Origin of the sequence: Mycobacterium sp. 852002-50816_SCH5313054-b, from assembly GCF_001667185.1 — a bacterium.
In the GTDB taxonomy this organism is placed as follows: Bacteria; Actinomycetota; Actinomycetes; order Mycobacteriales; family Mycobacteriaceae; genus Mycobacterium.
Genome location: NZ_LZIC01000041.1, coordinates 60,804 through 73,793, shown reverse-complemented (window position 1 = coordinate 73,793; position 12,990 = coordinate 60,804). Strand labels below are relative to the sequence as shown.

Below are 12,990 nucleotides of genomic sequence, written 5' to 3'. Positions count from 1 at the left end.
GCATCTGATTCAACATGTTTGGGAACCTCCCTATGCGCCCTGAAGGCAGCACAAACAGATCGTGCGTTCAGGGCCACGAATGTTTGGGGGTCCCGGATTCTTCGTCTTTCTTCTCGGTGCTCGACGGGGCTACGTGCGGCGGCCAACCCATCCCAGGTGGCGGCTTGAGGTCCCGGAGATCCTTCGAATCGAGATCGGGAAAACGGGTGCGGTATTGAATTATGGTGCGGCGCAACAACTATCTGCGCCGCATCAAGTGTTACACGAAAACCACCGTCTGATCTGCATCAGGCGGTATGCGCGACTCGGCCGTGTCGTGAGTTGGGTCGACCGCTCTTCGTGTCTCACCGGGTGGCTCAGCGGTGGTGTGCTCGATCAGCGACCGCGAACGGACCTCACCGTACACGTACCGCTCAGCGTCGATGCGATCCCGGAGCCACATCTCGCGCCGCCGGGACGTGCGCGACGAGACGACGGCGGGCCAACCGCTGACAACGCCCCCGTCGGCGCTTCGGACCGTCACGTCACACGATTTGGGCGCCCAGTCATCGACTTCACCCTGCAGCTCGGCACACCACTCGCGGGTGCTCCACAGCAACCCGGTAGTCAGCACATCAGCGGTGCCGGCGTCCGAGTTGTAGTTGATGTTGTTCAGCAGCACCGCGATGAGACGGCCGACCGCTTCGATCTGCTCCACGCTGACATTGGGGTCATCGAGGGTCTGCGCGGCGCGGATCAGCGCCGTCAATTCAGCAGGAGCGTCAGTCATCGAGCGCCTCGATCGACCAGCGGCAATCGAACATTTCAGCCAACCGCTCGTTGTTCGTCCGATCGGCGCACCACCTGAGAAACGAGTCACCGAGATCGATCACCAGCAACTGGGGCAATGTGAGATCTGCGAATGGGGAGTTCCGCTGATCACGGAACCACTCCGCCTGTCCGATGACGGTGCGAACTTTCGCCTTCTCGCTGTCATCGAAATTCACGAAATCAGCGCGGTCGTCCAGCTCCAGCGCGTCGAAGCCGTTCAAGAACGCGCAAGCCTCACGGGCGAATACGTCAAACATCCACCACTCGATTCGTTCCGGCGATGATCTCATCCAACACAACGCGGTCGGACATTCCCAGAGCTTTCGCGACACGAGCGCGGTGCAGATGCCATGACTTTCGACCCGTGAACGCTGACCCGTCACGCGACACGACATAGAGCCGATCGGGGTCAAATTCGACCAGATCCTTCGGCCAAACTGGCGCAAAACTCCGCATTCCCGCCATCAAGCACCCCTACTCCACCGCGCTTTACCGGCCTGCGCCGCATTGTTGGAGCGTTTCACCGCGAGCCGATCGTCGGGCAGCGCAAGCCGCCTCGACAACACGTCAGCGGTCTTCTCCAACTCGACGCGCACCGCCAGCAACGGGTGCGCACGCGGCTGACCAGTCGAACCATTAACCACAAGCTCACCCGCTATTTTCAACTCCGAATCCACGCGATCGAGTTCATCAGCCACACGGCACAATTCATGCAGGATCAGCGCCTCAGCGGGATTCATTTCATAGCGCTCTGTGACCGCTTTCCAGAACGCGCGGCCTCGCGAATTGAGACCACGCGGCGCTGGCATCCATCAATTTTAGAGCGCCAAAGCCCCTTAAAAAAATGGATGAGCCGCTGCCAGCAGGATTTCGAAGTGCCTTGCAGTCGTCGTGACTTCTGGCTCCCTGGCCGACCCTCCCCCCCAAAGCGCGTGCGACTGACATGTCGCTGATCTGAAATATATTGCGACGGTGAGTGTTTAGGTGCTGGGAGTGTTCATTTGGGCGCATTGCTGCAGCTCAGGTCGGTGCGTGTTGTGCTGCTTGCAGGTAGAAGCTCGCGCGACTAGATCACGCCGTCGTCGAATACGTCGTCGTCCGCCTGCCAACTCGCCGTGAGCACGTCGGGTGTGTTAGGTGTGTCGCCGAGCGCTGCGGCTGCGGTGCGCAGCGCGTTGGGTGCGCTCGGGTTGGGGCGCGCACGCGCGCAGGTGGTGCAGCGCCAGCCAGCGGGTTCTGCGGGGGCGCTGTAGCAGGCGTTGCAAAGGCGGTGACGGTTCTCTGGCACGCACGCAAGAGTACGCATCTTTGAACACGTTGCCACGTAGCGAATTTCGCCTTTGTACTTCCAATGATGCTGTGTCGCAATCGAGTTCAGTTGACTATAATAGTGTTTGTGCGTTTGAGCGCACGAATTCCAAATTCCAATTCCTTGAAGGGAACGACTATGTCCATCGTTATCGCTGCTGTGTTGCTCGCGACGCTGTTCATCGCGGGTGTTCTGTTCGCCACTGTGAAGGCGGTCGGGCGATGATTGCGTACGAGACATCCGAATTGACGTTCTGGTGGAACGTCGAAGCCCCATTCGACGCGTACGACGAGGATCGGTCATGAGCGCCTGCGTGCATGTTCTCGCTGAGCGCGTCGTCACGTCAGCGATTCTGATCAACATCCCGGTTGCCGTATGGGCTGAGATGACTCGCGATGAGATCGCCGAGCGCATCGACACGACGATTCTGCTGTTCTTCGCTTTCGAGATCGGGGTGAGAATCGTCTGCGCGATCAAGCGTCGAGACTGCCCTTCGATGCTTGTCGTTGACACGATGATCGTCGCGCTGGCTCTCTCAGGGCTGCCTCTTATGCGTGTAGCGCGTTTTGCTCATCTCAGCCACGTCGGGCATCTGCGCCTGCACCGTGTGTTCGTGTAAGCGCCAGAGCTAGAGAAAGCCCCTCAGATCAACTGAGGGGCTTTCTCGGTGAACCTACTCCCGGATAAGCTGCACGCCGATGACCGCTAAATGGTTTAAGTCGCTCGGCAATGCGATCGCCTGGATTTGGAGAAGGTGGTCGGCGAAGGCGAGCTGGCTCGGATTGGTATTTCTCGCTATTGGGGCTTACTTGGGCTTCCTGGCGGTGGTCCAGACCCTGAAGCTCAACACCCGTCATCTCGAGCACTGGGAGTGGGGCACCGCGGCTGCGTGCTTCGCTGCCGTCGGCACCGTCGGAACCCTGGCGTGGGGTGTTGGGCAAGGCCTCTACTTGATGGCACAGGCGAACCGCGAGAAGCGGCTCGCTCAGGCCCGACAGATCTCCGGATGGACGACTCCGCTTCCTCCTTCCATTCCGCGAGCAGACATCTTTCCCCCCGCATTTGGACCTTGCCAAAACGCGCAGTCTGTCCACCTCGCCAACAGTTCAGCGGAAGCAGTGTACGAAGTGGTCGTACACATCGTCTGGATCCAAGGCGCTGCGCCCCGCACGGGTGAGGAAATCGAAGCCCACTATCGAAATCCGCGACCCGGTGAACCTCCGGACCGAATGCGAGCGGTCGTTCAGGTGCTACCGCCCAACACGTATTGGCTGCCCTTGGCCGGTCCGACAAGTATGGTGCCGGCGGGTCGGCTCGGCCTGGAAGTAGCCTTCACCGATGGAGCGGGTCGACATTGGATCAGGCGTGTGCCGACCGGCAACCTGGAGCAGCTCGACACCCCGCCAGTAGAGCATTACGGGATTGGCCGCCCATTGGGCTACAGCGAAGTGAAGCCTTGGAGTGCCTAATCGCGCAGGGCTGTCTTTTCGGGGAGTTTGTCGAGTCGTTGTGCTATGACGTGGAGTCGATCGCGCCAGCAGTCGTCGCAGAGTCGCTGAGACGGGCCGGGGCGTAACGGGATTGGGCGCCCACATGCGGGACATGTCATTGGTTTTCCCTTCGTCGCGGGTGACGTACCCGGTTAGTGGGTCACGTTGCTTGACCAGGTAGTCAAGGTAGGCATCTTCAGTTGGTCGACATGGAACGAGCGCAGCGAGGCTCCATGTCGGTGACCTTGGGAACCGAGCGGAGCGAGGTTCCCAAGGTCTGTACTTCGGGAAGTACTTAAGGGATGTGCAGTGCTAGCACTGCAAGCGGATGCCCGAAACACTGCAAGCGGATCTGAGCTTGCAGTGTCAGCAATGCAAGCGGCATCGTCTGAGCTTGACTCGTCAGCACTGCAAGCGGCGTCGGAGCTTGCAGTGCCAGCAATGCAAGCGGCGTCTTGCGACAGTGGCAGCAATTCGTACCTACAGCACCGGTGCTGATTACCGTGACCGTGCCGACGGATGATCCGATAGTCAACCAACGCCTTGATCGCTTTCGTAATCCGGTCGCGCGACAAACCGACCAGCCGCATTAGCTCGGTCTCGCTGATCGACGCAATTCGTGAATCGCGGTGGCACGTCTCACACATCCAGAGCAGCACCGACCTTTCGGTCTGTTTCAGCATCGAAAGATAGCCAGCGTTGTACGCGTCGTGGAGTTCTTTCATCAGTGTGTGGCTCATCCGTTAAACTGCTCTCGTCTCCGTGGTGTTGGGGATGCCTGTTGGGTGTGGCAACTACGACAGCGGGAAGGCCGGGGCGCGCTGCACCCCGGCTTTTTCATTCGTCGAGCAGCGTGACGTCTGATTCGAAGTGCGGCAGCAGTTTCAACCACAGCTCGCCCCCCCACGTCATGTTCTCGCGGTGCGCTTTCACGAGAGCGTCGCGATGCATCAAGAAGCGTTGGCCTTTCGATAGGCGTAGCACTTCAAGGAGGTCTTCGATCACTTGCGTACAAGCTGCGCCGTACTGCTGCACGAACCTGTCGGGCTTCGGGACAGGTTTTGCCTTCGGTTGGGCCCCTGGTGTTTCATTTGAAACACCACTTGCGGCGCGCTGCGCTGTCGCAAGGCTGATCCCCAACGCGGCGGCGATTGGGCGCAAACCCATCGTTAGGTTCAGCGACCTGACCAGCTCGCCACGTTCTTCCCGGGGCACCCGCAGCATGCATCCACCAAATTCGCTGTGCACGTATAGATCCCACGACGTGTAGTCGAGTAGGCGGTCAGCCCGCGCGCTGTAAAGCTGGCGGACCATCTTCTCGCCGTCGGCGAGAGTCTTCTTCAGCTTGTCGGTGAGGGCGCGCGCCTCAGAGACGGTCATTGACTTACTCATGCGCCTTGTTCCATCAAGGCGTCAAGTTCGTTGAGGTCGACGCGCAGGATGCGCCAGCTCGCGCCGGTGTACCCGGGGAGTTTCCCTTCGGCGATCAGCTTTCGGATCGTGACAGCGTTGACGTCGATGTATTCGGCGGCTTGTTTAATCGTCGCCCAGCGCCGCACAGTCGATGGTTTAGCGATTGATTTAGCGAAAGCCCTTGGAGGCATGTCGAAGTAAACCCTTCCAACGTGACGAACGGGTTGGTACTTCCACAGACGGGTCGCTGCGTGCCATCTGGCTCAGCTCGTGTGATACACCGTAGATCACGTTGCACGAAAAAGAGCAACGTGCAGCGAAACTATTTTGCGTCGAGCTTCGACAGCAACGCGGCGATCTCCTTGCCGCGGCTCCTGGTCGCGTGTTGGTAGCGCAATGCAGCCTGTGGGGTCGAGTGACCGAGGCGCTGCATGAGTTCAGCGAGGGTCGCGCCGGTGACCGCGGCCATCGTTCCGCCCGTGTGTCGCAGGTCGTGCCACCGCAAGTCGGTCCGCTTCGCCTTCGCACGTGCTGCGTAGAAATGCCTCATCACTGTCGAAGGTTGAAGATGTCCGTCTGTGGCATTCGGGAACAACAACGAGCCTTGTGGTTTAGCAACGTGTTTCGCGAGATGCGTCTCGATCGCGGGAATGATGTTCGGTGGTATGTCAACGTCGCGCACACCTGCGTCGCTCTTCGGCGTCGTCACTTCGAACCGGTAGTGGCCGTCTTTTTTGACGCGTATCGCTGCGCGACGCACACGGATCACCTCATCGTCTAAGTCGATGTCGCCACGTCGGAGTTCGATGACTTCGCCGACCCTGAGCGCGCACCATGACGAGAGCAGCACCATTAGTTTCAGCCGCTCAGGCATCTCGTCAGTCAGCACCGCAAGCTCCTCGACGGTGGCCGGCCGGATCTTCTTCGCGCGTTTCGCAGAACCAGCGCCGACGATGCTGCACGGATTCTTGCTGATGTACTCGTCGCGTTCAGCGCTGCCGAGGATCGTCCGCAGTAGTGAGTAGGCATGTGACCGCATAGTCGGTTTGTCAGTCAACGTGTCGGCGTACCAATCGCGGACATCCTTCGCTGCGATCGCTGCGAGTTGTTTCTTGCCGAACTCGGGTACCAGGTGTTCGTCAAGGATCGACTGGTAATGCTCGCGAGTGCGCGGCTTGATGGGTCGTCCGTTGACTTGTCGATGTTCGAGCCAGTCCTTTGCGTAGTCGCTGAAGAGGACGCGCTCGTATTGCGCTTTCGCTCCTTTGTCGATCTCGCGTCGCTTGTCAGCCGCCCATGCTTCAGCGTCAGCCTTGCGCGGGAACGTCTTACCAGCGGACATGCGGATACCACCGGGCGCTGTGAAGCGCACACTGTAGCGGCCCGATTTCTCGTGCACGACTGTCGCGAATCCTCGCTTTGCGCGTGCTGCCATTGCCCGCCTCCTGCTAACGATGTCGCTAACAATAGCAGTTTATGACGCTGTATGAGACTACACGAGAGTAGCACCGTCTGAGCAGTTCAGAGCGCTCTACTGCATGTCAGCGCGGTACTAACTTTCTAATTCAATCCCAGTATCGCGCACCATAGTTGGTGCATTCAGGCATTTTGGCCACCACTACCAACCCCACTCGTCATCGTCCAGGACATCGACGGTCAGATCGTTGTCGGCGGGCCCTTTCGTCCCGTAGAGGAACGTGAGCAGGGTGCGATCCCCGTCAAGGGGTTCGGTCGCTACGACGGTGGCGTGCCCGATCTTCATCCGGATCCTGTCTCCCGGCTCCAGTTCGTCCACACGTCGTAGGGGCACACCCACCAGTCAACGCCAGTGAAACTGCTCATGCTGCAGGTTTTTGCTAGTTGGCGCGCGCCGTCGTGGATGTCAACGACCTGCCCGGCGGCTACCGCGGCTGAACAGGGGCCCGTGTCACCCGGCCGCCGGCGGGCGTGGCATCACCGTGAGTCGAGTCCCGTATCGGGGTATGACGCCCGAGGCTCGCGATAGGGTCCCGGCTGGCATCCCGGGTACGCCGGGCATACCCGCCCCGACCGCCTCTTCGGTTCCCGGGAGTGTGGTCAGGCCGGTGCCCGACATGGCCGATATATGGCTGACCGCCGGGGTGGCCCAGTTCGCCGGAACCGACATCGGCCCGATCGACTTGGCCCCGGTAAGCACCGCGGAGACCCCACCTCCGCCGCCGCTCAACGCGCTCGTGCTCCCACGCAGCACGATAGGAATTGGCTCATTCAAGCTACCGATGCCGTTTGCAATGGTGTCTGCGTCGATGGCGTCTTTGCCTACAAAACTGGCAATGTTGAGCGCGGTCGGTAGCTGGAAGACTCCACTCGAGGATAGGTCGCCCCAGATGTTGGCGTCGGGCCCAATCAGGTTGCCAAGTGCGGTGTCAGGCCCTAGGGATTCGATGTCCTGCAAAAAGTTTGCCCAAATGTTTTCGAGCGATTGACCGATCGGCCCAGTCGCGAGTCCTTGCAGCGGGTTAGGTAGGGACGCGGCGGCCCGGGCGACCGCCGCCGACTGGGCGGCCGCGCCCGCCGGATTGGTGGTCTGGTTCGGCTGGGTGAACGGCGCCAACGTCGCCGCGGCGGCCGAGGCGGTGGAGTAGCCATACATCGCGGCGGCGTCCTGGGCCCACATCTCGGTGTACTGCGCCTCGGTAGCCGCGATCGCTGCGGTGTTCTGCCCGAAGAAGTTCGTCGCAATCAGCGAGGCAAGCTGGGTGCGGTTGGCCGCTATCACCGGCGGTGGCACGGTCATCGCAAACGCCTGCTCGAAGGCCGCCGCGGCGGCCCTGGCCTGCATGGCCGTCTGCTTGGTCTGCTCGGCGGTCGTGTACAGCCAGCCAATGTAGGGGGCCGCGGTGGCCGTCATCGACTCCGAAGCGGGGCCCCGCCAGTTCAACGTGCTCAGGCCCGAAACCACTGATTGGTAGGTCTCGGCCGTGGTGGTCAATTCGGCGGCCAGGGAATCCCAGCTGCCCGCGGCGGCGAGCAGCGAGCCCGACCCTGGGCCGGTGTACATCCGGGCGGAGTTGATCTCCGGGGGTAAGATCGCGAAATCCATTGTGTCACAGCTCCTTAAATTGACTTCGTTGGCAATCCCCCCTGTAACGGCGCGCGGCGCGCCCGCTGAAATGGAACAGATTGGTTACCGCGGCCGGTCCGGGTTTTCCGGGCACCGGCGGCTTAGTGGAGTTCTGGGCGGGCCACGCGCACTGGACATGTCCAGCCACCTTTGATTGCGCTGTCCCGAAACTGGCGAGGCGAATCTGGCTCAGTTTGCGGCTTCGGTGACTATCTCGTGTAAACCCTATGAATTCCGATTGAAAAAAGATACTGCCGAGCTGCTAAAACGACTGGATCTGATTTAGGTCACGACGCGGCAGCCGCCCAAGAAGGCGCCGGCGGTTCGCGCTATCTGGACACCATCCAGGAATCGTCGATTTCGTCGTCGACCCTCGCGGCTTCCCGCTATATATCTCCGCTACGGGTTTTCCTCCAGCACGCACTGCACGATCGTGTCGGCCGCGCGCTGATCGAACCCCATCCCCGCCACCTTCTGAGCTTCGGCGGCAGGGGTGGCGCCCGACTTGAGATCCTGCTCGATGAGCCCAACACGGTTCATGTTCTGCGGGTCGGGTTCGGTTATCGGAAGTTGCGTAATGTTCGCCACGCAGCGCCGATAGCCACTGAGGTCGGCGTGCGCGGACGGCGCTCCCACCGACAGCATCGGGGCGATAACCAAGGCGGCGACGGCCGCAACAGAGCTGAAACGCATGCTCGGATAATATCCCCGAACATGCCGGAGACAAAGGGCCTTTCACCATTTCCGCGCCAATGAAATGCGTTGTCGCGCTGAGCAACCGGTTACATGAATTGCGTTGCGGCGCAACGCTTTGCTAGTTTGCTACGGTTCGCAGACCAACGCACGTTCACACCCGATCGGCCGTCATGTACTCCTCGACCCAGCCCTGACACGCCCCGCTCAAGATGTCGGCGTGCATGACACCGGAGAGCGACCCGTTGGGTTGGGGCGTGTAGCGCACCTCGGCTTTCGCCGGATTCCATTGGATCGTCGTGTCGGGCATCATGCAGTCCCACTGAAACTCGCTGTCTTGCTTCCAGGACGAGCCATCCCAGGTGAATTGGACCGGCTGCGGGACCGTCGGATTGCTCGGCGGGGGTCCGCTGACGATGGTGGCGACGCACTTTCCGTTCGAACAGCTCGAGCTGAACCCATAGGTCTGGGTGTGCTGCACCTCGGGGTCGCCGACGGCCATGCTGGTTCCGGCCTTCGGAGCGACCATGAACGTGACCGCGTACTGGCCATTCCAGGACGGATTGTCGGCGAAGGCAGTGGGGGCAAGCGACACCGCGATGACGAGCGGTGCGGCGCTTGAACCGACGAATTTATAAAGACCGTTCGGGGCCATCGGTTTCTCCTCTGGGTCCGCAAAGGTTCTGCGGTGCCACAATTTCGCGGACGTATACCCGATCTCTCACCATATGCCGCGCCATCGCGCCACGTAAGTGCCTGACCTGCGGGTCCGTCGCGGCTCGGCGGCTACGGAGTCGGCGGCGGCGTTCCCGGATCAGGCGGCTGCTCGGCCGGAGAGGGCTGCGAAGGCGGCGGCTGGCGAGGACAGTCCGGTTCGAAGATCCATACGCCGCCCGTCCGCGTCCAGGTGATCCCGCACGCGAGCGGCGCCACAGCGGGCGAACCGGCGGTAAAGATCAGGGCCGCCATCATTCCGGCCACTAATCCCGGACGAATCGGGCGGTCAGCCATGGTGTCCCCCATCAAAGTGCCGCCCCGCCGGGCAGCTGACTCCCAGCCTGAAATAGGCGACGGCCAGGCGCAACTTGGGCACGATGGCCGACTCAGCCAGGGCGGGCGGCGTCTTCCACCAGATCGGCGGCGCGGGCAACGCTGTCGGCGGAGGTGATCATCTGGGCGGCCACCTCGCGGGCTCGGGCCGCGTAGTCCGGCGCGAGGATGCGACGCAGGTCGGCGACCAGCGATTCCTGGGTGGTGGCCACGAACTGACGCTCCGCGGCGACTTTCAGCCGCTCGAGGCCCGTCGCCCAGAAGGGCTGGTCGAGCCAGAGCCACAGCACCAGCGCGGGAATTCCGGCCCGCAGCCCCGCGGCGGTGCTGCCGGCGCCGCCATGGTGGACGACCGCGCGGCAGGCCGGGAGGACGGCCGCGTGGTTCACCGCGCCCGCCACGTTGACGTGGTCGAAGCGCGGGACCCCGGCGAAGTCGTTGGGGCCGGCGCACACGAGCGCCCGCTCCCCCAACTCCGCGCAGGCCGCGCCGATCATGGCGACCAGGTCCGCCGGAGACGAGATCGGCGTGCTGCCCAGGCCGAAGCAGATCGGTGGCGGTCCGTCGGCGATCCACCCCAGGACCTCGTCGTCGGCGTCCGTTGGCAACTCCAGCGTCAGCGCGCCGACGAAGGGCCTTCTGCCGTCCGGTTCCACCCATTCGGCGACGGGTCCGGGCAGGCAGAGCTCGTCGTAGGCCTGGATTTCCAGCGCTTCACCGGAGGACCCGGCCTCCGGCAAGCCGAGCGCAGTTCGCTGGGCCGCCGCAACGTCCTTCATCATGCCCGCATACAGCGCACCGCTGGACAACAACCGCGCCGGGAAGAAGTGCAGCGCGACCAGCGGAATGCCGCAGTACTCCGCGACGGCGGTGGCGAGCTCCTGCTCGTTGATGCCCGCCACGAGCAGGTCGGCGCCCTCGGCCAGCGACGTGAGCGTCGCGGTTTTCTCCGTCCAGACCTGCGTCAGGCGCTCCATCACCGCGGGCAACGCGTTGAGCGGGTTGACCACCTTGCGGACGAAGTCCACGGCCGAGTCCATTTGCCCGCGCGTGTCGCGTCCGTAGCCGACCGCGGTGACCCCCGCCGCCTCGACGAAGGCCATCTTGTCGGGCGAGACGGCCATCCGTACGTCGTGACCCCGGCGCAGCAGCTCCCGGGCGAGGGCGGCACAGGGCTCGACGTCGCCACGACTTCCGTAGCCGGCCAGCACGAGCTTCATCGGCGGAACCGTAACATTAAAGCCGTTGCAGCACAGCGCTACCCGAGCCCCGCTTGAGCGGCACCGCTGACGCGGGCATATTAGGCGGTATGCATGTGATCAGCGGAGTCCGCGACCCGGCGGCGAGTTTCCCCCTCGATACGGTTGCGGACGACGCGCACGAGCGACGGCAGGCCAACCGCGCCGTGGCGGTCAGCGCCGTCGGCCTGGCCCTGACGGGCTTCGTCGAGTTGGCGATCGCGCTGCTGTCCGGATCGGTGGCCCTGCTCGGCGACGCGCTGCACAACCTGTCCGACGTGTCGACCAGCGCCCTGGTGTTCGTGGGTTTCCGGGCATCCCGCAAGGTCCCCACCGAGCGCTACCCGTACGGCTACGAACGCGCCGAGGACCTCGCCGGGATCGGTGTGGCCCTGGTGATCTGGGGCAGCGCGCTGGTCGCCGGTTTTGAAAGCGTCACGAAGCTGCTGCGCCACGGCGGCACCGGGCACCTGGGCTGGGGCATCGCCGCCGCGGCGATCGGCATCGCGGGCAATCAGCTGGTGGCCCGCTACAAGCTGGTGGTGGGCCGGCGGATTCGCTCGGCGACCATGGTGGCCGACGCGAAGCATTCCTGGCTGGACGCGTTGTCCTCCGCCGGCGCGATGCTGGGCCTGATCGGTGTGGCGCTCGGCTGGGCGTGGGCGGACGCGGTCGCCGGAATCGTCGTCACCGCCTTCATCTGCCACGTCGGCTGGGAGGTGACCGCCGACATCGCTCACCGCCTGCTCGACGGGGTAGACCCCGAGATCATCACGACGGCCGAAACGGCGACGGCGGCGGTTCCCGGTGTGCTGCACGCGCACGCCCGCGCGCGCTGGACCGGGCGGACCCTGCGGGTTGAGGTGGAGGGCTTCCTCGACCCGAAAACCCCGCTCGCAGAAGCCGATCGGATCGGTCGCAGCGTGGCGGCCGCGCTGTCACCACAGATCCCCGAGATGCACAGCTTCACCTGGAGTGCGCGCGCGGCGACTCAGTGAAACGATTCGACGACCTCGATCAGCTCGTCGGGGGCTTCCCAGTTCAGTAGGTGTCCGGCGTCGGGCACGCTTACCAGCCGCGCCCCGGGGACACCGTCGGCGAGCCGGCGCGAATGGCTTTGCGGCGTAGTGCGATCCGCGGTGCCGACCATGACCACGGTCGGCACCCGTATCTCGCCGAGCCGCGGGTATCGATCCTCCCGCGAGAAAGCCCGCACGATCGGCAGCAGGGGCCCGTGTTCGTCCAGGTGCTGGTTGAACGCCTCCATGAAGACCGACACCATCAGCGGCGACGGGCGCGTCCCGCACTGCGCGGCACCGAACAGCGCCGCGACGGTCTGGTTGCGCATCAGCAATTGCAGGATGCCGAGTTGGAGCAGCGGGATCTGCAGCCGGTTCTGCGGCGCGCCGTCCAGGATCCGGCCCGCCCACGTCGCGAACAACACCAGCCCGCGCAGCCGCCGCGCCGCGTCGGCGTGGTCGAGCACCGCACGGATGCTGACGAACCCGCCCATCGAGTGGCCGACGAGCACGCCGTCGTGAACGTCGAAGTGCTCGAGGACCGCGGCGATGTCGGCCGCCATCGGTTCCGATCCGATTCCGTCGGAGCCAAGCGTGGAACGCCCGTGGCCGCGCTGATCGAAGGCGATGACGCGAAACCCGCGCGCCTGCAGCTCTTCCCACACCAGGTTCCACTCGAGGACGCGGGCGGTGTAGCCGTGGACGAGGATCACCGGCGGCCCCTGCCCCGCGGCCACTGCGCTGAGCACCGTCCCGTCGGGGCGCTCGATGAAGACGTGCTCACCCTCGGGTTCCGCCGTAAGCCGTTCGCGCGGAAAAGGATCCGGGTTGCGCCGTATCCGCGCCGTCACCGCCCGCGCGGCTC

The 12,990-nt window shown here is 63.4% G+C and carries 16 protein-coding genes; 3 read left to right on the top strand and 13 right to left on the bottom strand.

Annotated elements, in window-relative coordinates; translation table 11 throughout:
• Nucleotides 1-259: 259 nt before the first annotated feature.
• The 4 genes from A5787_RS08260 to A5787_RS27260 all read right to left on the bottom strand — a co-directional run bounded on the left by A5787_RS08260 (nt 260) and on the right by A5787_RS27260 (nt 2,098).
• The gene (locus tag A5787_RS08260) at nt 260-769 is read right to left on the bottom strand and encodes a hypothetical protein (protein WP_156763824.1); all 510 of its coding nucleotides are present in this window, start codon (nt 767-769) and stop codon (nt 260-262) included.
• Complete coding sequence (locus A5787_RS08255; protein WP_066964401.1) at nt 762-1,067, bottom strand: hypothetical protein; 306 nt, start codon at nt 1,065-1,067, stop codon at nt 762-764. Before A5787_RS08255 ends, A5787_RS08260 begins: the two co-directional genes overlap by 8 nt.
• A gap of 207 nt (nt 1,068-1,274) precedes the next feature.
• Nucleotides 1,275-1,619: a hypothetical protein gene (locus A5787_RS27265; protein WP_156763823.1), complete on the bottom strand. Its 345-nt coding sequence runs from the start codon at nt 1,617-1,619 to the stop codon at nt 1,275-1,277.
• A 257-nt stretch (nt 1,620-1,876) separates the two neighbouring features.
• Entirely contained in the window at nt 1,877-2,098 is a 222-nt protein-coding gene (locus tag A5787_RS27260; RefSeq protein WP_156763822.1) for a hypothetical protein, read from the bottom strand.
• A gap of 322 nt (nt 2,099-2,420) precedes the next feature.
• Between A5787_RS27260 and A5787_RS08250 the strand changes: the two genes are divergently transcribed.
• Together A5787_RS08250 and A5787_RS27255 are read left to right on the top strand one after the other, a co-directional pair.
• Nucleotides 2,421-2,738 carry a hypothetical protein gene (locus tag A5787_RS08250; protein ID WP_066964397.1) on the top strand — a complete coding sequence of 106 codons (318 nt, stop codon included), beginning with the start codon at nt 2,421-2,423 and terminating at the stop codon, nt 2,736-2,738.
• A gap of 79 nt (nt 2,739-2,817) precedes the next feature.
• Nucleotides 2,818-3,588: a hypothetical protein gene (locus A5787_RS27255; RefSeq protein WP_156763821.1), complete on the top strand. Its 771-nt coding sequence runs from the start codon at nt 2,818-2,820 to the stop codon at nt 3,586-3,588.
• An 858-nt stretch (nt 3,589-4,446) separates the two neighbouring features.
• Here A5787_RS27255 and A5787_RS08245 read toward each other — a convergent pair.
• The 8 genes from A5787_RS08245 to A5787_RS08215 form a co-directional block, all read right to left on the bottom strand.
• Nucleotides 4,447-4,989, bottom strand: a complete 543-nt coding sequence (locus A5787_RS08245) for a hypothetical protein (protein WP_156763820.1) — start codon at nt 4,987-4,989, stop codon at nt 4,447-4,449.
• An 8-nt stretch (nt 4,990-4,997) separates the two neighbouring features.
• Nucleotides 4,998-5,168, bottom strand: coding sequence for a helix-turn-helix domain-containing protein (locus tag A5787_RS08240; RefSeq protein ID WP_369829093.1), 171 nt, complete (start codon nt 5,166-5,168; stop codon nt 4,998-5,000).
• A 176-nt stretch (nt 5,169-5,344) separates the two neighbouring features.
• Complete coding sequence (locus A5787_RS08235) at nt 5,345-6,457, bottom strand: site-specific integrase (protein WP_066964389.1); 1,113 nt, start codon at nt 6,455-6,457, stop codon at nt 5,345-5,347.
• A 183-nt stretch (nt 6,458-6,640) separates the two neighbouring features.
• Nucleotides 6,641-6,784, bottom strand: coding sequence for a hypothetical protein (locus A5787_RS27250; protein WP_197506987.1), 144 nt, complete (start codon nt 6,782-6,784; stop codon nt 6,641-6,643).
• 165 nt (nt 6,785-6,949) lie between these two features.
• Complete coding sequence (locus tag A5787_RS08230) at nt 6,950-8,104, bottom strand: PPE family protein (RefSeq protein WP_066964387.1); 1,155 nt, start codon at nt 8,102-8,104, stop codon at nt 6,950-6,952.
• Between the two features lie 420 nt (nt 8,105-8,524).
• The gene (locus A5787_RS08225) at nt 8,525-8,818 is read right to left on the bottom strand and encodes a hypothetical protein (RefSeq protein ID WP_066964384.1); all 294 of its coding nucleotides are present in this window, start codon (nt 8,816-8,818) and stop codon (nt 8,525-8,527) included.
• 154 nt (nt 8,819-8,972) lie between these two features.
• Entirely contained in the window at nt 8,973-9,473 is a 501-nt protein-coding gene (locus A5787_RS08220) for a hypothetical protein (protein ID WP_066964380.1), read from the bottom strand.
• 448 nt (nt 9,474-9,921) lie between these two features.
• Nucleotides 9,922-11,088 (bottom strand): glycosyltransferase, encoded by a 1,167-nt coding sequence (locus tag A5787_RS08215; RefSeq protein WP_066964377.1) that lies wholly within the window; start codon nt 11,086-11,088, stop codon nt 9,922-9,924.
• Nucleotides 11,089-11,177: 89 nt separating this feature from the next.
• Between A5787_RS08215 and A5787_RS08210 the strand changes: the two genes are divergently transcribed.
• Nucleotides 11,178-12,104, top strand: coding sequence for a cation diffusion facilitator family transporter (locus tag A5787_RS08210; protein WP_066964374.1), 927 nt, complete (start codon nt 11,178-11,180; stop codon nt 12,102-12,104).
• Here A5787_RS08210 and A5787_RS08205 read toward each other — a convergent pair.
• Nucleotides 12,098-12,976: an alpha/beta fold hydrolase gene (locus A5787_RS08205; protein ID WP_231993893.1), complete on the bottom strand. Its 879-nt coding sequence runs from the start codon at nt 12,974-12,976 to the stop codon at nt 12,098-12,100. The two genes, A5787_RS08210 and A5787_RS08205, sit on opposite strands and share 7 nt — an antisense overlap.
• Nucleotides 12,977-12,990: the final 14 nt, after the last annotated feature.